This is a genomic window from Actinoplanes sp. ATCC 53533 (assembly GCF_003947245.1).
On sequence record NZ_QHHV01000013.1, the window covers coordinates 39,553 to 60,129 of the forward strand.

A 20,577-nucleotide genomic window follows, 5' to 3' on the forward strand; every position below is an offset into this window, starting at 1 on the left:
ACGGAATCACCGAGACCCGGAGGGCACGATGTCCGAACAGACCACGCAACATGTCACCTTCACCAAGCCCGACGAGGTCCGCTCCTTCGCCCACGGCCGGCTCGAGCTGCTCCAGGTCGACGGGTCTGCCATCGGCCGGCTCGTGCTGGAGCCGGGCTGGCGCTGGTCCAACGACGTCAAGCCGGTCGCCGGCACGCAGCTGTGCGAGGCGCCACACTTTCAGTACCACGTCGCCGGCGTGCTGCGTATCGCCATGGCGGACGGAACCACCTTCGACGCGGGGCCGGGCGACGTGACCTCGCTGCCGGCCGGGCACGACGCCTGGGTCGTCGGCGAGGAGCCGGTCGTGGTCGTGGATTGGTTCGGCGCGAGCGAGTACGCGAAATGATCGCCCGGCAGTTGTACACCCGCGCGGTGGCAAGCTTCGACGCGGTCCTGCGCGCGGTGCCCGGCGACCGCTGGACGGCACCGACGCCGTGCGCCGGGTGGGACGTGCGAGCGCTGGTCGGCCACGTGGTCGGCGAGGACTGGTGGGCGGCCGAGTTGCTCGCCGGCCGGACCATCGCCGACGTCGGCGATCGCCTCGACGGCGACCTGCTCGGCGGCGATCCGGCCGCGGCCTGGCGGGCCGCGAGCGCGGCGGCGGAGAACGCGGCAGCCGCCGCGAAGAACGACGACGTGGTGGCGCTGTCGGCGGGGCACACACCGGTCGACGAATATCTGCGGCAACTCGCCGCCGACCACCTCGTCCACGCGTGGGACCTGGCCACGGCCACCGGGACGAACCTGCGCCTCGAGGAAGATCTGGTCGACGCCGTGGCCACCTGGTTCGCGCCGGTGCGGGAGGTCTACCGAACCCACGGGCTGGTGGGTCCCCGCCCGCCGCTGACCGAGCCGGCGGAGGCCCAGGCACGCCTGCTCGCGATGTTCGGCCGGTCCGAGGCGCTCGCCGCCGTCGACCGGTTCGACAACGCGTTCAACGCCAAGGACCTCGACGCGATCATGGCGAACATGACCCCCGACTGCTTGTTCGAATCAACCGCGCCTCCCGACGGCGACCGCCACTCCGGCGCCGATGCCGTCCGCGCCGCGTGGCACCGGTTCTTCGAGGCGGCCGGCGACCACCGGTTCACGACGGAGTCCCGCACAGTGGCCGGCGACCAGGTCATCGTCAGGTGGCGCTACGACTGGACCGATGGACACGTTCGGGGGGTGGACCTCTTCCGCATCCGCGACGGACTGGTCGCCGAGAAGCTCGCCTACGTCAAGGGCTGAGCCGCTGGCCCGCAGCCTCGGGTGGGTGCGAGAATGAGAGGGTGGGTATCAACCAGATGCTGTCCCGGGCAGGCAGTGTCGCCGGGCGCATCCCGGGCCGGGGCGAGTTCGCCGGTCCAGCCGTCGGCCTGGTCGAACTGCCCAATCGCCTGTGCTGGTCCGGTAGCCCCGTGTTCGACGTCACAGATCCGCGTCGGCGACTGACCCTGTATACAACGCTGATCGGTGAAGGGCAGCGCGCTGATCTGGCTCAGTGGATCAACTGGGCGCACCTGATCGAGGACTGGCCGAAGGTCCGACGGCTGACCGCCAGAGACCTCATCGGCGTTTGGGAGAAGCAGCTCCCGGATCTAGCAGCGGCCTGACCCTGACGTGGACCCGTTCCACCAACAGCTCGCCCGGATCGCCTTCGACGCCTCCCACGACCTCGGCCTCGTCCTGGCCGGCGGGTATGCGATCAGCGCCCACCACCTGACCAGCCGTCCATCTCGCGACCTTGACTTCGCGACCGTGTCCACACTGCCGCTCGACGTCATCACCGATCGGCTCGCCATCGTCTACCGCGGTGCCGGCTACGACGTTCAGGTCATCGAAACGGCTCCGACGATGGCCCGCTTCGAGGTCCGCGATGGGGACCAGCGCTGCGAAGTCGACCTGCTGAAAGCTGGTATCCAGCCGCCAGTGCGACTAGGCATCGGCCCGGTCCTCGCGCTCGACGATGCGGTCGGTCTGAAGGTCGGCGCTCTGCACGACCGGGGCACCCACCGCGACTTCATCGACGTGCACGCCGCATACACCCGCGGCGGCTATTCGCTGCACGAGCTCGAACGTCTCGGCGCTGCCCACCTCCCTCGGTTCACGCCCGGCGAACTACTCGACCGGCTCGACTCGGTTGATTTCCTGGACGACGAGACCTTCACCGCCTACGGCCTGACCGACGACGACGTGGCCGCCCTGCACCGCTGGTCCCGATCCTGGGCGGACGACCTCCGCACCCGGGTGGCCACGGAAGACGTCGCGAGCCAGCCGCCCGCGCGGGATCCAGACTGGGACTCGTACCTCGACGGTTGAGCCGGCGCGCGGAAGATACCGCTGCGGACCGGATGGGCGTTTCCTGCGCGTGCTGGACAGTCACCAACTGCGCACAGAGCCCTTACCCGAAATCTCATCGCCGAGGGGACTTCGAGACAGCACGAGTGCGGAAGGGGGGACTCGAACCCCCACACTCTTTCGAATACTGGGACCTAAACCCAGGGCGTCTACCATTCCGCCACTTCCGCCCGATTTGCCCTCACGGGCCATCGTCATCCGCATCTTAGACGATCGCCGGCGGTTCGCGACTTGCGGCTGCGTTCCGATCGGCCGCCGGTATGCGGTTTCGCCGGGCACAGCACGGCGGCCGCCTCGCGGATCAAGCCGCATGACGGCCGCCGTGGGATGGCGGTCCCCGTAGGGATCAGTGGCGGGACATCGCAAGACTCTGCTGGTGCTTGTGGGAGACCCGGGCGATGGCGCCGGCGGCCGGCCGGGTGCGGCAGCGGCGAAGCTTGGCGACAGGCGGCATCTGCGGACTCCAGGAGCTGGGCGTCAGGTGCTGCTCTCATCGGCACCGCTTCTCAGGATCCGCGAAGTTTGCCGCAGAAGTCAGTCGATACCGAGATCTCGCCGGAGCTTGGCGACGTGCCCGGTCGCCTTGACGTTGTAGAAGGCGTGCTCGATGGCGCCGTCCTCGCCGATGACGAACGTCGAGCGGATCACGCCGGTCACCGTCTTGCCGTACAGCTGCTTCTCGCCGAATGCGCCGTACGCGGTCAGCACGCTCTTGTCCCGGTCGCTGACCAGGGGGAACGTGATCGAGTCGCGCTCGCGGAACTTCGCCAGCTTGGCCGGGGTGTCCGGGGAGATGCCGACGACCTCGTAGCCGGCCGCCTGCAGGGAGCCGAGCGAGTCGCGGAAGTCGCAGGCCTGCTTGGTGCAGCCCGGGGTCATCGCGGCCGGGTAGACGTACAGGATGACCTTGCGGCCGCGGAGGTCCTTCAGGGTCAGGGTGTCGTCGTTGTCGGTGGGCGAGGGTGAACTCGGGGGCCGGATCACCAGCGGTGAGGCGCTCAGTCATGGTCCGAAGATATCGGGGCCGCCCGCAGCCGCAGCACGCCCGTCGCCGCCATCGCCAGGCCGGCACCGATCGCCACCAGCACGGCGGTCCGGGCCAGCCAGCCCGGACCGGGGAACAGCACGATCGGCTGGCCGAAGATGTCCGCGTCGGCGTAGCCGCCGAAGATCGCCAGGAGCGCGCCGGCCAGCGCCAGCAGGAACGGCGTGCGGCCGAGCAGGGTCAGCACGCCCGCGGCGACCGCCAGCGCCGCCGCCACGATCGCCGGCGCCTGGCCGGCCACACCGAGGCTCAGCCGCGTCACCGCGTACCCCAGGGTGATCGTGCCCGCGGCCAGCGCGACGGGCCCCAGCCACCTGGCGCCGCGCCGGCCCAGCGCGGTCAGCCCGGCGCCCAGCGTGAGCGCGCCCACCCACCACAGCCAGGCAGTGGGCGGCGGCTCCCAGCTCAGGGTGCCGCGGACCTCGAACGTGCGCACGCCCTCGCGCAGCGGGACGACCCAGTCGCGCAGTTTGTGGCTGCGGGACGGGTCGGCCCGCGCCTGCGGCGGCAGGCCCTCGGCGAGCCACCGGGTGCGCTGGTCGTGCCAGCGCACGGTGTTGCCGGTGGAGACGCGACGCCACTGCGGGGCCGCGGCCGGGGAGGCACCGGCGGGCACGGGGGTGTCACCGGCGAGGGTCTGGTTCGTGTACGTGGCCGGCGAGTTGACGTTCTCGTACGTGCCGTCGGGCCGTACCTCAAGATAGGGCTCGCCCTGGTAGCCGAGCACCTCGATGGTGCGGCCGGTCCGGTTGACCAGCTCCAGCCGCGCGCCGGCCTCGACGGTCCGGACGGTGAGGCCGGGCTCGGCGGGGCTGAGCCCGGTCACTTCCGTCCGGTACGCGGTCGCGTCCGGTGCCTCGCCGCCGTGGGCGGACGCCGGGCCGGCCGGCACCAGCAGCGTGCCGGCCAGCACGGCGACGAACAGGGCGGTGCGCCTCACGCGCCGGCCGCCTCCACCGCGGCGGTCAGGCCCTGCGCCGACCGGTCCTCGAGGGCCTTGCCGGCGACCAGCACGGTCGGGGTGCTGTTGACGCCGCGTGACGCCGCGGTGTCGGTGACCTTGGTGGCCCAGGCTTTGTATGTGCCGTCCTTGACGGCGTCGGCGAACGCGGCGTCGGTGAGGCCCGCGGACTTGCCCAGCTCGATCAGCTTGGCGTCGTCGAGGCCGGCGCTGCCCTCTTCCGGCTGGTTGGCGAACAGCGCCCGGTGGTATTCGGCGAACTTGCCGCCCTGTGCCGCCGCGGCCGAGGCAGCGGCGGACCTGGTCGAATACTCGGTGCTGGAGGCGCGGTCGAGGATCGCGATCGGGTGGTACCGCACGGTCACCTTCTTCGCCGCGACGAGCTGGTCGATCGTGGTCGCCGCCCCGGTCTCGAACTGCCCGCACACCGGGCACATGAAGTCCTCGTAGATGTCCACCGTGACCGGGCCGGTGCCGATCGCGAATGCCGTGCCGTCGTCGACCGCGACGCTCGGCGTGGTCAGGCCGGCGGTCTTGTCGCTCTCCTGGCCGGCCGCCACGCCCCAGCCGATCAGCCCGACGGCGATCAGTAGCGCCACGACGCCCAGGCTGGTCCAGAGCGTGATCCGGCGGCGCCGCTCCTGCGCCAACTGCTCCTGGACGATCCGCTTGGCCTTGGCCTTGGCCCTGTCCCTGTTGTTCTTGCCGCTCACAGTTCCCCCATCAGGACGCCATCGATCGAATAGCGGGTCCGCGGCCGCCACAGCAGGATCCCGGCGAGCAACAGGAAACCGGTGTCCCGGACGATGTCCCAGGTGTACTGCGGGCTCTCTCCGGCACCCAGCGTCCCGCCCGAGCTGAAGCAGCCGCAGTCGATCTGCAGGCCCCGGGTCCAGGCCGAGATGATGCCGGCGATGAAGATCACCAACAGGACGGCGGAGATGCCGGCGCTGAGCCGCACCGCGAGGCCGGCCAGCAGCAGCAGGCCGAGCGCGATCTCCAGGAACGGTTGGGCGGCACCGATGACCTTCGCCACCTCGTACGGGAAGATCTCGTACGCGTTCACCGCCCGGCCCGATTCGGCCAGGTCACCGACCTTGAGGCCACCGGCGACGAGCCACACGACGGCCAGTCCCAGGCGTGCCACGGTGGAGATCCACACCCAGCCGGTCGTCATCCGGGCGGACTGCCCCGTCTCCATGCTCACGCCCCCTTAGTCGGCGCTCGCCGCCGCCAGGTTCCGTCCTACCGCCTGGGGGTTTGCTGACAGTTCAACTCGCCTGGGCGGCGGCGACCGCGGTGACCAGTTCCTCCCGCGCGCGGGCCACGCGGGACCGGATCGTGCCCACCGGGACCTCTTCGATCTCCGCCGCCTCCGCATAGGACATGCCTAGCACCTGGGTGAGCACGAACGCGGTGCGACGTTCCTCACCCAGGCGGCTCAGCAGGTCGGTGGCGCCGAGCCGATGCGCGGGGTCGGGCTGGCGGGGCACCTCCGTCCAGGCCTGGGCGGCCAGCCGGGCGTCGAGCCGGCGCCGGCGCACGACTGCCCGCAGGTGGTCGGCGCAGGTGCGCCGGGCGATGCCGAGCAGCCAGGTGCGGACCATGGCACGGCCCTCGAAACCGGACAGCGCCTTGAAGGCGCGCAGGTAGGTCTCCTGGGTGAGATCGTCGGCGGCGCCGGGATCCACCAGCGCGGCGGTGAACCGCCACACCTCGGCCTGGGTGCCGCGGACGAACGCGGCCTGAGCGTCCGCGTCGCCGGCGCGGGCGGCGAGGGCGAGCGCGGTGAGGGGGTCGGCCGCTGTCACACCCGGAGATGGTACGCGGAGAGGAAAATGTCAGGGGTCCGGGGAACTATGGACCCCGTGCCGACGACAACCTCATGTCCTCACGATTCCGCCCGCTGCCGGCCCTCGCCGCGACCTTGGTGCGGGCCGCGCCGAGCCATCGGGGAGCATTGCCCGCATGACCGTTGATCGACCCGGTGCATCCGATCGACTCCGCCCGCATCCGGCGCGGCCCGCCGGCGACCAGGTTGGGCCTGCTCACGGGCGGTTCCGGCGGGTGCTGGCCGCCGCGGCCGGGCTGCTGGTGGGGTTGTTCTGCGTGCTGCTCGGCCCGGCGGCGCCGGCCAGCGCGCACGCCGCGCTGGTCGCCAGCGACCCGTCGAGCGGCACGATCGTCCCGGACGCGCCCAACAAGATCACCCTCACCTTCAGCGAGTCGGTCCAGCTCATCTCGGGCAAGATCCAGGTGCTGGCCCCGGACGGCAGCCGCGCGGACCAGGGCGACCCGCAGGCCGCCGGCGGCACGGTCACCGTCCCGCTGCGCTCGGGCGGCGGCCGGGGCACCTACCTGGTGAGCTACCGCGTCGTCTCGGCCGACAGCCACCCCGTCGCGGGCAGCATCACCTTCTCCGTCGGCGCCGCCTCCACCCCGCCCACCGAGACCGCCGGCGCCGAGTCGGTCGACCCGGTGGTGCGGGCCCTGATCCCGGTCGGCAAATACCTGGGATATGCCGGCCTGGTGCTGCTCGTCGGCCCGGTGCTGGTGCTCGCCCTGCTCTGGCCGCACCGGCTGTCCCGCCGCGGCCCGGGCCGGCTGGTGTGGACCGGGGTGGGCCTGGTGCTCGGCAGCACGGTGCTCGCGCTGTGGCTGCAGGCGCCCTATACGACCGGCGCCGGGCTGTTCGGGGTCTCCGTCGACGACCTGCGCGACGTGCTGGGCAGCACGTTCGGCGCGGTCATGCTGGTCCGGCTCGGGGTGCTGGTCGCGGCCGGCTTCCTGTTGCGCCCGCTGCTCAAGGGCGAGGGTGGCGAGTCGAAGGCCGACCTGGCCCTGCTCGGCGTCCTCGCGGTGGCGGCGCTGGCGACCTGGCCGCTGACCGGGCACCCCACGGCGTCCCCGGTCGCCGGGGTCTCCGTTGTCGTCGACGCGATCCACCTCGCCGCCATGTCGGTCTGGCTCGGCGGGCTGGTCATGCTGGCCGGCTTCCTGTTGCGCCAGGCCAACGAGCGCGAGCTAGGTGCGATCCTGCCGATCTGGTCGCGCTGGGCGGCGACCGCGGTGGCCGCGCTGATCATCGCGGGCTCGGTGCAGGCGCTGATCGAGGTCGCCTCGTTCAAGGGGCTCTACGACAACACGTACGGCCGGTTGATCCTGGTCAAGATCGGGCTGGCCGCGGTGGTGATCGGGATGGCGGCATACTCGCGCCGGCTGGTCCGCAACCGGAGCGCCGAGACCGGGCCCCGGCTGCTGCGCCGGGTCGTGTTGGCGGAGCTGACGGTCACCGCGGTCGTGCTGGGCGTGACCGCGGCGCTGGTGCAGATCCCGCCGCCCCGGACGGCCAGCGCGGTCGAGAGCGGCGCCACCTCGACGACGATCTCGCAGACCATCACCGACAAGTCCGTGTCGCTGCAGGTCGACGTGTTCCCGGCGGTCGTCGGCAACAATTCGCTTCATCTGTACGCATATACGCTGGACAACAAGCCGCTGCCGGTCGTCGAGTGGACGGCCACGGCAGCGCTGCCGGCCAAGGGGATCGAGCCGATCGAGGTGCCGCTGCTGCGGATCACCGACTTCCACGCCATCGGTGACATCGCGCTGCCGGCGGCGGGGGACTGGACGCTCAAGTTCACCCTGCGTACGAGCGACATCGATCAGTCGACCTTGACGATGACTGCCAAGATCTCCTGACACCCGCCCTCTCGGATGGCCCGGCCCGCACCCGCGGACCGGGCCATTGTCATACCTCTCGGGTCCTAAGTAACTGTTTATCCAATTTGGTGTTATTTCGGTCTGTATGGTCTGCGCAGTACCACCGAGAAGGGGGAGATCGAGATGCGGGTGTTCCGCACGATCCTCGGCATGCTGTTGCTGACAGCCGGACTACCGACGTTGCTGGTGGGAGCAGCATTCTGGGCTGCCATGCAGCACCGGGACCCAGGCGGCGCCTTCACCGGCGACATGCAGCGGATCGCCACATCCGGGTATGCGCTGGTGGTCGACGACTTCGACGGCCTGCTCCGCGAGGACGCCCCGTTCGTCCGCCTCGGCGACACCCGGCTGCGCCTGACCGCCGAGTCCAGCGGCGCACCGGCCTTCCTGGGCATCGCCCCGGCGGCGGACGTCGCCCGCTACCTGGCCGACATCCCGTGCGTCGCGGTCTCCTCGATCGACCTCGGCACGGGCGCCCTGCCGGTGACCGGCAAACTGCGCCCGGGCACCATCGCCCCGGAGCAACTGCCGGGCCGGCAGACCTTCTGGCTGAAGACGGGTACGGGCACCCTCGACTGGAACCCGACCGAGCTCCGCGACACCAGCTACAGCCTGGTGGTGATGAACCCGGCGGCACAGCCCGGCGTACGGCTGGAAAGCTCGGCGAGCATCCGGCCCGGCTGGCTGAACCAGGCGACCTGGGCCCTGCTGATCCTGGGCAGCCTGCTGGTGATGATCGGCATGATCGTGCTGGGCTGGCCATCCCGCCGCCGCGAGGTCGTCTACGTGGTGGAACCGAGCCAGGTCCCGGACCTGATGCAGGCGATCGGCGCCCCGCTGCCCCTGAGCCGCACCGGCGGCGGCCGACACGCGGGCACCCACCGCCCCCGCACCCTGGCGGACTCCCAACCACGATCCCGCCCGCCGTCGCTGACCTGGCCGCCCTCATCCTCGTCGACGCGCTCCGGGCGCGGCGCGGCGATCCCGATGCCGGCCGCCCCGGTCTCCGGCGCGGCGACCACGCTGACGTCACCGGCTCCGGCGCAGGTGAGCGCGTCGTCGGCACCGTCGGCGAGCGGCTCCCCGCTCGCAGCGAGTTCGTCGATCGGCGGGCTCGCCGGTTTCCCGCCGGCTGGCTCCCCGGCTGCTGAGTCCGCGCTGGTCGGTGCTCCGGGTGCTGCTGAGTCCGTGCTGGTCGGCGGTCCGGGTGCTGAGTCTGTGCTGGTCGGTGGTTCGGCTGCTGGATCCCTGCTGGTCGGTGGTGCGGCTGCTGAGTCTGTGCTGGTCGGTGCTGCGGGGACCGGTTCGCCGGCCGCCGTTTCCGCGGCCGTCGTCGGGTCTGCGCTTGCCGATGCTCCAGCCGTCGGTTCGCCGGCTGCCGTCGTCGGGTCTGCTCCTGCCGATGCTCCGGTCGTCGGCTCATCGGCCGCCGCTTCCGCCGCCGGGTCTGCGCAGGCCGGGGCCTTGGCGGTGGGTCCGGTTGTCTCCGGTTCGGGTTCGTCGAGCTCCGGCTCGGTTGAGGACAGCTCGGCTGCTGTTGGTCTCGCCGCGGCCGATGGGCAGTCCGTGACCTCGCCGGTTACCCGGCCGACCGCCGGGGACGCCGCGGCAGCCGAACCGGCCCCCGGCGAGCCCCTGAACCTCATCGCGGGCCGGCCCGCGCCGGCCGCGGCGACCGATCCGTCGGCGCTGAACGACCCGCTGTTCGGCCGCCCGGCCGACCGCCAGGGCCGACGCCGCACGGCGCCGCAACCGACGGACCTGCCGATCTTCGAGGCATCCGCGGTAGGGGCCTGGGTGGCGGAGACGACAGCAGCCCGAGCCCGCGAAACCGAGGCGCGCGCGGCGGCAGCGATGAACGCCTCCCGCAAGCCGACGGCCACGTCGGCAACCCCGAACACCCCGGCCACGCCGAGCCTGAACACAGCGAAGCCTCATTCCCCGAACAACGCGGCCGAATTGCCGGACGCGTCGGCCGGGAAAGCGAACGCAGCAAAGTCGCAGGCCGCCACCCCGGCGGCGACTTCTCCCACCACCCCGACGGCCGCGACAGAACCTGCCGGGACGACGGACGCACCGAAAGCCGATGGCCGTCGAGCGTCATCGCAAGCCACCGCTGCGGAGTCGACTGCCGCTGATATCAAGGCCGGGCAGGCACCCGCGACCACCCGGGCGGCTGTCGCCGGTGCCGCCGCCATGCGCGCTGCCGCCGCCGGCGCTGCGGCTGCTCGGGTTGCTGCTGCCCCGACGCCCGGATCTGCGGGTGCTCGGGTTGCCGCTGCCCCGACGCCCGGATCTGCGGGTGCTCGGGTTAACGCTGCCCCGGCGCCCGGATCTGCGGGGAAGGCTGCCGGCTCGCCTGAAGCCGCAGTGCCGAAGGCCGCTGTAAGCGCGCCTGATGCCACCAACGGCGCCGGTTCGCGCCCTGTCCCGAACGATGCTGGTCCGAGCCCTGTCCCGAGCGACGTTGGTCCGCGCATCGCCGATGCTGGTCCGCGCGCCGCCGCCGATGGCGCCGGAGTCTCGCGCGGCTCCGGCGCCGATGAGACAGGTAACGGTCCAGGTGCGGGCACGCCCGCGAAAGCCGCGCGGCCCGCGGACGCTACGCCGCGGAACGCCCTGTTCGGTGGTTCCACCTCACCCGGATGGGCGGCCACCGGCCTGACCCGCGCGGACTCGGGGCGCGTGGGCCTGACCAGGAACCAGCCGAAGACGGCCGGTCCGGCACCGACGACAGCCGGTCCAGCGCCGACGGCGAAGACGGCCGGTCCGGCACCGACGACGGCCGGTCCAGCGCCGACGGCGAAGACGGCCGGTCCGGCACCGACGACGGCCGGTCCAGCGCCGACGGCGAAGACGGCCGGTCCGGCACCGACGACAGCCGGTCCGGCACCGACGACGAAGCAGGCCGGTCCGGCACCGGCGGCCAAGCAGGCGGGGTCTGAGAGCCTGAGTTCGGTCACGAACGTCAGCCGCCCTATCCCGACCGCGCCCGGGCGGCCCGGCCCATCCGAGACGCCGGCCTCGGCGGAGATGAGCGCCCAGCCTGAGGCCCAGGCATCGCCTGCGAACCTTGCTCGGCCCAAGCCGGCCACCCCGGCGGAGAAGCCCGAACCCGGAGCTTTGGCGGAGGAAGCGGTCCGAACCGGAACCCCGGTAGTGCGCCCGGCCCAGCCCGCAACCGCAGCAGGTGCATCTCCCGGCTCTGCGGCCAAGGCTCAGCCAGTAGCCTCGGCGGCGTCGGCCAACCAGGTCACGCCCGCCGGCGCGACCGCCCCGCAGCAGCCGACCGGCTCAACCCGATCGTCAGCACCGACCACCACGCCCCAGCCGCATCACATGGCCCCGGCCGGGCTTGGGAAAGCGGGCGGCCTGCCGAACCGCGACTCTCAGCGCCCCGTCTCGCCGGCAGCGGCCCCGGGGCAGCACACCGCTACCGCCCCGACCAGGCCGGCCCCGGTTCCGCCGGGCAATCCCACGACGCCGCGCCCCGCCGTCCCCGGCCCGTCCCGCCCGGTCGATCCCGACCGTGAGCCGGTCCCCGCCGCCTCGGACGGCACCACGACCCAGCCGGCCACGCCGCCGCCCAGCGCCGCCGGCCCGGCCATCGATGCGCACGGCACCACGCCACCGGCAGGCTCGGCGACGACGCGGGGCAACCACGCGGAGCCAGCCAGCCAGCCGGGCCAGGTCGGCCGGCCAAGCCAGGTCGGTCCGCCGGGCCAGGTCGGTCAGCCGGAGCGAGCCAGTCAGCCAAGCCAGGTCGGCCGGCCAGGCCAGGTCGGTCAGCCGGAGCGAGCCAGCGAGCCGGGCCAGGTCGACCAGTCGGAGCGGGTGAGCCAGGCAGGGCGAGGTGCCCAGGCGGAGCGGGTGAGCCAGGCCGGGACGGTGAGCCAGCCGGAGCGGGCCAGCAAGGCAGGGCGGGGTGCCCAGCCGGGGCCGGTGAGCCAGGCGAAGGCCGATCGGCACATCACCGAGCAGCGTAATCGCCCGCCCGCCCCGCAAGCTGACCCAGGCGGCAGCGCAGCCCCGGCAGATGCCGCGGAAGCAACCGCGAAGGTCGACTCCGACAAGGATGGCAAGAGCCCTTCGCGTCTCGCGGCGTACAAGGCTGAGGTTGCGGAGTTGCTCGGTGGTGACTCGGCGGCCCGGCGGCGCCGGAAGAACACCACTCCTTCCGGGTTGCCCGCGCCCGATCCGGCGACCCAGGAGCCGCCGATCAAGCTCACTCGCCCGCCGCGTAAGGGCGGCTCGCGCTCGAAGGACTGACCGGGCGAAAGCCGGGGCGGCCGTGGCCTGTGCTCGTCGTGGGTCGCGGCCGCCCAGCGGATCCGAGCGAACGTACAACCGTAGACGACCGAAAGGGCCCTCCGCGCTGCCGACGCGGAGGGCCCTTTACCGGGGAACGGAGTAACCGAAGGGGGCTTCGTCCGTTAAGCCCACTTTAACCCTTGGGCGACTGAACTGGGTAGTCCTGGCATTAATACGGACAATCTAGGGTGAAAGTGCCCCCTCCGGGTGTTGTGGCCCGGACGGGTGGGTACGGCAGACGCGGCGACACGCTCGGCGCCCGGCGCGTAGGCTGAGCGCGTGGCGGATCTTCTGGTGTGGATCGACTGTGAGATGACGGGTCTCGACCTGGGCAAAGATGCCCTGATCGAGGTGGCCGCACTGGTGACGGGTCCCGATCTCAACGTTCTCGGCGAGGGCATCGACCTCGTCATCCATGCCGACGACGCGGCGCTGGACGCGATGCCCGAGGTGGTGCGGGAGATGCACGCCAAGTCCGGCCTCACCGACGAGGTGCGCCGTTCCACGGTCACCATGGCGGAGGCTGAGGCGGCCGTCCTCGCGTACATCAAGCAGTTTGTCCCGAATCCGCGCTCCGCGCCGCTCTGTGGCAATTCCATTGCCACCGACCGGGGTTTCCTGGCCCGGGACATGCCGGCGCTGGACGACTTCCTGCACTACCGGATGATCGACGTCTCCTCGATCAAGGAGTTGGCCCGCCGCTGGTATCCGCGGGTGTACTTCGGTCAGCCGCAGAAGGGCCTGGCCCACCGGGCCCTCGCGGACATCCGCGAGAGCATCCGTGAGCTGGAGTACTACCGCCGCACGGTGTTCGTGCCGCTGCCCGGCCCCGACGTCGACCAGGCTCGCGCGATCGCCGCCGAGCTTTAGCCGCGCCGGGCGGTAACCCGGTCGACAGCCGGGCGGGTGCTGCCGCTATGCTGGTCCGGCACGCGTCGTGGGGGTCTTACCGCGGCAAGGCGGCATGGTGGTCGTAGCTCAGCTGGTAGAGCACCGGGTTGTGGTCCCGGGGGTCGCGGGTTCAAGTCCCGTCGGTCACCCAAGAGAAAGTCCAGTCAGAGGGCCTGATCGCGAAAGCGGTCAGGCCCTCTGACTGTTAGATGTCCGAATTTGGGGGCGAACTGGGGGCGGCGGCCCCCAGCGGGGGCGGCTGATACACGACCTTCCAGGTCGGATGCGAGATCGACTTCAGCGCGGCATCGAGCGCCGGAACAGGCGAGGTCGGCCACAGGGCCAGCCGGGCACGCAGCGAGTCCATCCATCGGCGCTGGAGCGCCTGGCGGATCTCGGCCAGCATCCGATCCATGACGTGGCTGTAGATCCCCCGCATGCCCGGTACCGGTGTCCGAGTTGCTGCGACTGCGGGACATACGGGATGCCATCCTCGTCCAGCCAGGTGTGATAGCCGTGCGGGGTCAGGCCGGCCCGGATCGGCCGCCAGGACGCAAACCGCGACTCATCGGTGACCCTTGGGGCGGCCTTGGCCCTGGGGCGACGCATACGGCTGTCCCACCTCGACCGCGGCCTCCAGACGCAATCGGTCTTCTTACCGGCCTTCGCGGTCCCGGTAGGTCCACGCGGCGCCGCTGGTCGGCATGCGCCGGCCGTTGGGGCCCTGCGGGGCGGGCTCGTAGAGATCGTCGTCGTCGTTGCGTTCCAGCCGCGCGGACAGGTATGCCGCAGCGGCCCGGTCCTCCTCGGTCGGGGCCGCCATCAGGGCGTAGACCAGGCCGAGCACGCCGAAGATGACGGTGAGCCCGATCGGGATGAGCAGCGTGCTCGCCGAGGCCCCGGTGACCGTGGCGGTGGTGTTGGCGTCCGGTTTGACCGACATGGCGGACATGCCGGTGAAGTGCATGCCGTTGACCGCGACGCCCATGACCAGCGCGGATGCCAGGATGGCGAGCGGTCGCCGGACGTTCATCGCCAGCCATAGCGCCACCGTCGCCGCCACGACCGCGATGGCCACCGCGGCCACGACCCGGCTGAAGAGGTAGTCGATGGTGCCGTCGAGGTGCATCGCGTACATGCCGGTGAAGTGCATCGCGGCCACGCCCAGGCCCGCGAAGATGCCGCCGAAGACGATCCGGATGCCTCGGATCCGGGGGCCGCCGGCCGCTATGGACAGGCCGGTCGCGACCGCGGTGACGGCGATGACCGCGCTGAGGGCGGTGATCGGGACGTCGTACCGGATCGGCATGCCGACCACGCCGAAGCCGAGCATCGCCACGAAGTGCATGGTCCAGATGCCGGTGCCGCCGATGGCGACCGCCGCGAGTGAGAGCCACCAGGCGCGCCAGCCGGCGCTCGGTGCCGAGTGCAGCCGGCTGGCGCACACCAGCCCGAGCAGTGAACCGAGCACGGACAGCGCGTAGCTGAACGCCGGCGTGAGCCAGCCGTGCTCGAAGTGGTGGATCTGCGCCATGCTTGGTAACTCCCTTTGATCGACCTTCCCAATGCATCGTGCCCGCTCGACGGGGAAACGGCAGTGCAATGTGAGCTGAATTCGGGGAATTCGACGTTGGGAGGGGGTGGTCCTGGCTGTTCGGAGGCTCGTGACGGCCGTCGATCGTGGGCGGTGATCAGGACGGACGAGGCGATGATCACTGAAGGTGATCGTCAATTGGACCAAGGGTGATCACTCCGCTGCCGGCGCCGGCGATCTCGCCGGCGGCCGGACGCAGCTCGGCGCGGACGCGGTCGAGGGTGCCGTGATCGTCCAGGATCCGGGCGGCCCGGACGGCGAGGCAGAGCCGGGCCTCCCACAGCAGGTCGTGCGGCGATTCGGGGAGGGCCCGCAGCGCGGTGGCGGCCCGCGCCCGGTGGCCGCCGGCGAGCAGCACCAGGGGCCGGGCCCATGGCTCGTACGGGCCGAAGTCGCCCTCCGGCCAGCCGTCCGCCTCCAGGGTCAACAGGGCGAGCGCGAGCAGGCCGTCCGCCATCCCCGGCATGCCGCTGCCGGCCAGCCTGGCCTGCGCGGCCCGGTAGCCGGTCGCCGCCTCGGCCGCCCGGCCGGCCAGGGCCAGGCGCAGCGCGGCATACCACTGGGTGAGGACGCCCACCAGCGGCAGGTCGTAGCGCTCGGCGAGCAGGTCGGCGGCCTGCGCGTGGGCGTCGGCGGCGGCGGGCTCGCCGAGCGCGCTGTGCGCCTGGACACCGATGAGATGGCCGAGGACCTCGAAGGTGACCAGCTCGTGCCGCGCGGCCACCGCGACCAGCTCGGCGCCGATCGCGGCCCGTTCGCCGGCCAGCCCGGTCCGGCCGAACGAGTGCATGAACCGCGCGTTGAGGGCGAACGCCAGCAGCGCGGGGTCGCCGGTCCGCCGGGCGATGGCCTCGGCCTCGCGGGCCGCCCGGTCGCCGCGGTCCGTGGTGCTGCCCCGCAGCTCCAGCGCGATGGTGCTCAGCAGCCGGCTGCGCTGCTCCGGCCGCCCCGGGCCGAGCGCCGCCAGGGTCCGCTCGGCCACCTCGACGATCTGCCCGGAGAGCCGCTCGTCGTCGTTCCGGGTCCAGACGGCCGGCACGTCGAAGGCGGCGATGACGCTCGCGGCCAGCTCCGGGTCGTCGAGGTGCCGGACGGCGGCGATCGCCTCGGCCCGGCGCCGCCGCGCCTCGTCCAGGTGCCCGGTCACGGCGAGCGCCCGGCCCAGACCCATCACGGCCGCCAGCCGGTCGCGGACATCGGCCTGCGTGCCGCGGTCGTACGCGTCGACCGCCTGCTGCCAGAGCCGGGCCGCTTCGTGCGGGCGGGAACCGCGTTCGGCCAGCTCGGCGGCGGCCGCGGAGTAGCGGGCGGCCCGCGCCGTGGTGTCCGGGCCCGCGGCCCGCGCGAAATGGTGGGCGAGGGCGGTGACGTCCTGCGGGCGCAGGCGTTCCAGCGCCGCGCCGGCGGCGGCATGCCAGTGGCCGCGGCGCAGGGCGGACAGGTCGTCGTAGACCGTGTCCCGGACCAGCACGTGGGTGAAGCGCGGCCGTCCGTCCGGCCCGTCCTCGGTGAGCAGGCCCCCGCGCAGGCCGGCCTCCAGGGCGTCCAGCGTCGCGTCGCCGGCGAGCACGGCCAGCACCTCCGGGTCGACGTCGCGACCGAGCACGGCCGCCTGCCGCAGCACGGTCTGCGCCCGCTCCGGCAGCCGCGCGAGCCGGTGCCGGATGACGTCGCGTACCCCCGCCGGCACCCGGTCGAGGGCCGCGCCGCCCTCGGCGGCGAGCAGCCGGGCCAGCTCGCGCACGAAGAACGGATTGCCGCCGCTGCGGCGAAAGATCACCCGCGCGAGCTGGGCGTCCAGGTCAGGGCCGACCACGGTACGGGCCAGAGCACCCGTCGCCGCCTCGTTCAGCCCGCCCAGATAGACCCGGACCGGCTCGGCGCGGGCGTACCGGGCCAGTGCCGCCGTCAGTTCCGGAGTGATCTCGGTGGCCCGGAAGGTGCCGACGACCAGGGCTGGCACCGGCTCGGCCACCAGCGCGGCGAGCAGATCCAGGGTGGCCTCGTCGGCCCGCTGCAGATCGTCGGCGACCAGCAGCACGGGCCCCCGAGCGGCCGGCGCCGTGAGGTGAGCCACCGCGGCCTGCCGCAGGCGGAACCGGGCCACGGCCGGATCCCCGGCGGCGGGCTCCGCCTCCCATCCACCCGGCCAGGTCACCGGCGCGCCCTCGTAGCCGGGGCTGCGTCCCCAGGTGGCGGTCCAGCCGAGCTGGGTCAGCCGGTGGGTGAGGGCCTCGGCCAGGGCGGTCTTGCCCGAGCCGGCCTCACCGGAGAGCAGGGCGAGCACGGGCCGGCCCCGCGCGGCGACGGCCTCGGCCGCCCGCATCAGCTGATCCAGCTCCTCATCCCGGCCGACGAGATCCCGGCCGACGAGCCGCGCTTCCGCTTCGAGCGCTTCGGCCCGGACCGGAGCCCCGGCCGCTCCCCGTCGGGTCGGCGCGCCGGGTTGCGGCAGCGCGGCGGGTGGGGTTGGTGCCTCGGGCGGGGTCGGCGCGTCGGGCTGTGGGGGCGCGGCGGGCTGTGGCGGCGCGGCGGGTCGGGCTGGTGCGTCGAGCGGCGGGCTCAGGTGCGGGGCCTGGGCGAGGATGTCGGCCTCCAGCCGGCGCAGCCGCGGGCCGGGGTCCACCCCCAGCTCGGCCACCAGCGTCGCGCGGATCTGCCGCAGCGCGGCCAGCGCCTCGCCCTGCCTCCCGGCCAGGTAGAGGGCCGTGGCCAGCAGGTGCCAGGCGTCCTCCCGGTGCGGCTGGCCGGCGGCGTGAGCCCGCAGTCCGGCGGCGGCGTCGACGGCCCGGCCCAGGGCGAGCAGGGCCTCGGCGCGGCGTTCGAGCGCCAGCATGCGCAGCTCGTCGAGCCGGTCGATCTCGGCGCGGGCCCAGCCCTGGTCGGCGTAGTCGGCGTACGCGGGGCCCCGCCAGAGCGCGAGCGCCGCGTCCAGGTCGGCCGGCACCCGGTCCGCCCGCCCGGCGGTGAGCAGGCCACCCGCGCCGGCGACGGCCGCCTCGAACTGCCAGGCGTCCACCGCGTCCGGCGCCGCCTGCAGCGCGTACCCCGGAGCTGCGGTGACCAGCAGCCGGGCCGGCTGCCGCGGTGGGCGGTCGGGTTCCAGCGCTCGGCGCAGATCGGACACGAAGGTGCGGATGGCCGCCACCGCACCCCGCGGGGGTCGCTCCCACAGATCGTCGACCAGCCGGTCGACCGGCACGACCCGGCCGCGGGCGATCAGCAGGCGGGCCAGCACGGCCCGGTGGCGGGGACCCTTCAGCGGTACGGGACCCAGCGCGGTGCTCGCCCGCACGGGTCCGAGCACGCCGAAGGTCACCACGACCCAATCTAAGCAGTGCGTTGATCCGCTGCTGATCGGCTACTGATCAGTGCCGGGCAGCCTGGTGGACATGAACCCCTCCATCACCGGATTCGACTACCAGCGCGTCACCGTCGCCGAGGACGTGGCGCTCAACGTCGCGGTCGGCGGCTCGGGCAGCCCGATCGTGCTGCTGCACGGCTTTCCGCAGACCCACCTGATGTGGCGGCACGTCGCCGCCGACCTCGCCGCCGACCACACCGTCATCTGCCCCGACCTGCGCGGTTACGGCGCGAGCGACAAGCCGGCCGGCACGGTCCCCGACGCGTACGCGAAGCGGACCATGGCGGCCGACATCGTGGCGCTGGCCCGCGAGCTGGGCCACGACCGGTTCGCCCTGGCCGGCCACGACCGCGGCGCGCTGGTCGCGATCCGGGCCGGCCTGGACCACCCCGGCGCGGTCACCCACCTCGCCTCGCTGGACGTCCTGCCGACCCTGGACATGTGGGACGTCCTGCACGGCGTCACCGCCGCGGTGGGCTTTCACCTGTTCCTGATGGCCCAGCCGCCCGGGCTGCCCGAGGAGCTGATCGGCGCCGCCCCGGACGCCTTCTTCGGCCACTTCCTCGACATCTGGACGCGTGACCCGGAGGCCATCCCGGCCGAGGTGCGCGCCGCCTACCTGCGGGCCTGCCGGGAGGCCGTCCCGTCGATCGTCGCGGACTATCGCGCCTCGGCCGGCGTCGACGTGGCACACGACCGCGCCGACCGGGCGGCGGGCAACCAGCTCCGGATGCCGGTGACGGTGCTGCAGCAGGACTGGGGCGCGGCCCTGGGCTTCGACGCGGCGGGCATCTGGCGGGCCTGGGCGCCGGACCTCGAACACCGCACGGTCTCCTGTGGTCACTTCATGGCGGAGGAGGCGCCGGCCGAGACTGTCAAGGCCCTGCGCGACCTGCTGGCCCGCTGATTCGCGGTACGGCTAGCCCCCCGGTCAAGACGGTGGCTGGCTCCAGCGCGTGCCGGCGGCGATTGCGACAGGCTCTTGTCGACCGGCTTACTCAGCCGCGACCGCGCTCACGCTGGAGGAACCATGTCGCACTCAGAAGCTCGCTCCGTCAGCCGACGCGCTGTGCTCGGTGGCGCCGCCGGTGTGCTGGGGGCCGCGTTGGCGCCACCGATGGCGGCATCCGCCGGTAACGGTCCGGTGGACCAGAGATCGGTGGACGCCGTGGCGTCCCGGCTCGACAGCGAGCTGATCGAGTTGCGCCGGGACATCCACCGGCATCCCGAGACCGCCGGCCGGGAAGAGCGGACCGCCGGGGTGGTGGCGCGGCGGCTGCGCGCGGCCGGCCTCGACGTCACCACCGGCGTCGGCGGGCACGGTGTGGTGGGACTCCTCGCCGGTGCTCGCCGCGGCCGGACCATCGCCTACCGGGCGGACATGGACGCGGTGGCGCCGGACGAGCAGATAGGCGGCGGCACGCAGGCGGCCCACCTCTGTGGACACGATCTGCACACCACCATCGGCGTGGGCGTCGCGGAGGTGCTGGCCCGCCTGCGTGACCGGCTCGCCGGCACCGTGGCGTTCGTCTTCCAGCCCGCCGAGGAGACGCTCACCGGCGCCGCCGCGATGCTCGACGCCGGCGTGCTCGCCCGCGTCCGTCCGGCGGAGATGCACGCCCTGCACTGCGGCCCCTTCCCGGTCGGCCAGTTCCTCGTCACCCCCGGGTTCGGCCTTCCCGGCCAGGATCGCGGCGTCATCACGCTCACGGGTGCCGATGCGATGGCGCGGGCGCGGCGGCTCGCCGTGGCGATCGGCGCGCTCGGCACGGTGCCCCGCCCCGCTTCCCCCGCGGACCTCGACCGGATCGTGGCGGATGTCCAGACGCCGGACGGCCCCCTGGCCGAGTTCGTCTTCATGCGGGCCGGCGTCGAGAGCGAGGACCGCGCCGAGGTCCAGGTGTCCTACCGCTGCTGGCCCGAGGAGCGGCACGTCGCGGTTCGCGAGGACATCCGTCGCCTGGCGCGTTCCTGTGGCGGGGCCTCGGTGGCCTTCCCGAAGGACCCGTTTCCCGCCATGGTCTGTCCCGAGCGCGAAGGCCGGGCGCTCCAGCGATATCTACACCGGACGGTCGGCCGGGACCGGGTGGCCGCGATGCACGCCGCGATCCCCTTCAGCGGTGAGGATTACGCGCTGTTTCTGGACCGGGTTCCGGGCACGTACACCTTCCTCGGCGTCCGGGCGCCCGGCGCTGCCATCGAGACCAGCTATCCACACTTCGGCTCGTTCACGCCGGACGAGCGAGCCATCGGCCACGGCGTCCGCGCGATGGCGGGCTGGCTGGCCACCCGCACCCGCGGTTAGG

The 20,577-nt window shown here is 72.9% G+C and carries 16 protein-coding genes, 2 tRNA genes and 1 pseudogene; 10 read left to right on the plus strand and 9 right to left on the minus strand.

The features are described 5' to 3' along the window. Nucleotides 1–28 precede the first annotated feature (28 nt). The 4 genes from DMB66_RS04765 to DMB66_RS04780 are packed head-to-tail and all read left to right on the plus strand — an operon-like array spanning nt 29 to nt 2,346. Nucleotides 29–388 carry a cupin domain-containing protein gene (locus DMB66_RS04765; RefSeq protein ID WP_125802770.1) on the plus strand — a complete coding sequence of 120 codons (360 nt, stop codon included), beginning with the start codon at nt 29–31 and terminating at the stop codon, nt 386–388. Between the two features lie 26 nt (nt 389–414). Further along, entirely contained in the window at nt 415–1,275 is an 861-nt protein-coding gene (locus DMB66_RS04770; protein WP_233624308.1) for a TIGR03086 family metal-binding protein, read from the plus strand. Between the two features lie 41 nt (nt 1,276–1,316). Further along, entirely contained in the window at nt 1,317–1,640 is a 324-nt protein-coding gene (locus tag DMB66_RS04775) for a hypothetical protein (RefSeq protein ID WP_125802772.1), read from the plus strand. A 7-nt stretch (nt 1,641–1,647) separates the two neighbouring features. Then, nucleotides 1,648–2,346 carry a nucleotidyl transferase AbiEii/AbiGii toxin family protein gene (locus DMB66_RS04780; RefSeq protein ID WP_125802773.1) on the plus strand — a complete coding sequence of 233 codons (699 nt, stop codon included), beginning with the start codon at nt 1,648–1,650 and terminating at the stop codon, nt 2,344–2,346. Between the two features lie 126 nt (nt 2,347–2,472). Here the strand turns inward: DMB66_RS04780 and DMB66_RS04785 are convergent. The 6 genes and pseudogenes from DMB66_RS04785 to DMB66_RS04810 form a co-directional block, all read right to left on the minus strand. Continuing rightward, a tRNA-Leu gene (locus tag DMB66_RS04785) sits at nt 2,473–2,555 on the minus strand. A 364-nt stretch (nt 2,556–2,919) separates the two neighbouring features. Continuing rightward, nucleotides 2,920–3,391, minus strand: a pseudogene (gene bcp / locus DMB66_RS04790) (thioredoxin-dependent thiol peroxidase). Then, a complete protein-coding gene (locus tag DMB66_RS04795) occupies nt 3,384–4,370 on the minus strand; it encodes a hypothetical protein (protein ID WP_233624309.1) in 987 nt (328 codons plus the stop codon). The pseudogene bcp and the gene DMB66_RS04795 overlap by 8 nt, the downstream one beginning before the upstream one ends. Further along, complete coding sequence (locus tag DMB66_RS04800) at nt 4,367–5,104, minus strand: thioredoxin domain-containing protein (protein ID WP_125802774.1); 738 nt, start codon at nt 5,102–5,104, stop codon at nt 4,367–4,369. Before DMB66_RS04800 ends, DMB66_RS04795 begins: the two co-directional genes overlap by 4 nt. Continuing rightward, nucleotides 5,101–5,592 (minus strand): MauE/DoxX family redox-associated membrane protein, encoded by a 492-nt coding sequence (locus DMB66_RS04805; protein WP_125802808.1) that lies wholly within the window; start codon nt 5,590–5,592, stop codon nt 5,101–5,103. The genes DMB66_RS04800 and DMB66_RS04805 overlap by 4 nt, the downstream gene beginning before the upstream one ends. Nucleotides 5,593–5,662: 70 nt before the next feature. Continuing rightward, nucleotides 5,663–6,202, minus strand: a complete 540-nt coding sequence (locus DMB66_RS04810) for a sigma-70 family RNA polymerase sigma factor (protein ID WP_125802775.1) — start codon at nt 6,200–6,202, stop codon at nt 5,663–5,665. A gap of 157 nt (nt 6,203–6,359) precedes the next feature. Between DMB66_RS04810 and DMB66_RS04815 the strand changes: the two genes are divergently transcribed. The 4 genes from DMB66_RS04815 to DMB66_RS04830 all read left to right on the plus strand — a co-directional run bounded on the left by DMB66_RS04815 (nt 6,360) and on the right by DMB66_RS04830 (nt 13,462). Then, the gene (locus DMB66_RS04815) at nt 6,360–8,090 is read left to right on the plus strand and encodes a copper resistance CopC/CopD family protein (protein WP_125802776.1); all 1,731 of its coding nucleotides are present in this window, start codon (nt 6,360–6,362) and stop codon (nt 8,088–8,090) included. A gap of 144 nt (nt 8,091–8,234) precedes the next feature. Then, nucleotides 8,235–12,380, plus strand: coding sequence for a hypothetical protein (locus DMB66_RS04820; protein WP_125802777.1), 4,146 nt, complete (start codon nt 8,235–8,237; stop codon nt 12,378–12,380). 321 nt (nt 12,381–12,701) lie between these two features. Next, nucleotides 12,702–13,292 (plus strand): oligoribonuclease, encoded by a 591-nt coding sequence (orn, locus tag DMB66_RS04825; RefSeq protein WP_125802778.1) that lies wholly within the window; start codon nt 12,702–12,704, stop codon nt 13,290–13,292. A gap of 97 nt (nt 13,293–13,389) precedes the next feature. After that, nucleotides 13,390–13,462: transfer RNA gene (locus DMB66_RS04830), tRNA-His, on the plus strand. Between the two features lie 56 nt (nt 13,463–13,518). On the opposite strand, the gene DMB66_RS04835 is transcribed toward DMB66_RS04830, so the two are convergent. The 3 genes from DMB66_RS04835 to DMB66_RS04845 all read right to left on the minus strand — a co-directional run bounded on the left by DMB66_RS04835 (nt 13,519) and on the right by DMB66_RS04845 (nt 18,226). Next, nucleotides 13,519–13,728: a hypothetical protein gene (locus tag DMB66_RS04835; RefSeq protein WP_125802779.1), complete on the minus strand. Its 210-nt coding sequence runs from the start codon at nt 13,726–13,728 to the stop codon at nt 13,519–13,521. Nucleotides 13,729–13,968: 240 nt separating this feature from the next. Beyond that, a complete protein-coding gene (locus tag DMB66_RS04840; protein WP_125802780.1) occupies nt 13,969–14,847 on the minus strand; it encodes an MHYT domain-containing protein in 879 nt (292 codons plus the stop codon). Nucleotides 14,848–15,025: 178 nt separating this feature from the next. Next, nucleotides 15,026–18,226, minus strand: coding sequence for a BTAD domain-containing putative transcriptional regulator (locus DMB66_RS04845; RefSeq protein ID WP_125802781.1), 3,201 nt, complete (start codon nt 18,224–18,226; stop codon nt 15,026–15,028). Nucleotides 18,227–18,299: 73 nt separating this feature from the next. On the opposite strand from DMB66_RS04845, the gene DMB66_RS04850 reads away from it, so the two are divergent. Both DMB66_RS04850 and DMB66_RS04855 read left to right on the plus strand, forming a co-directional pair. Then, entirely contained in the window at nt 18,300–19,178 is an 879-nt protein-coding gene (locus tag DMB66_RS04850) for an alpha/beta fold hydrolase (RefSeq protein WP_125802782.1), read from the plus strand. A 237-nt stretch (nt 19,179–19,415) separates the two neighbouring features. After that, nucleotides 19,416–20,576: a M20 family metallopeptidase gene (locus tag DMB66_RS04855; RefSeq protein WP_233624311.1), complete on the plus strand. Its 1,161-nt coding sequence runs from the start codon at nt 19,416–19,418 to the stop codon at nt 20,574–20,576. The last annotated feature ends 1 nt before the right edge of the window (nt 20,577 follow it).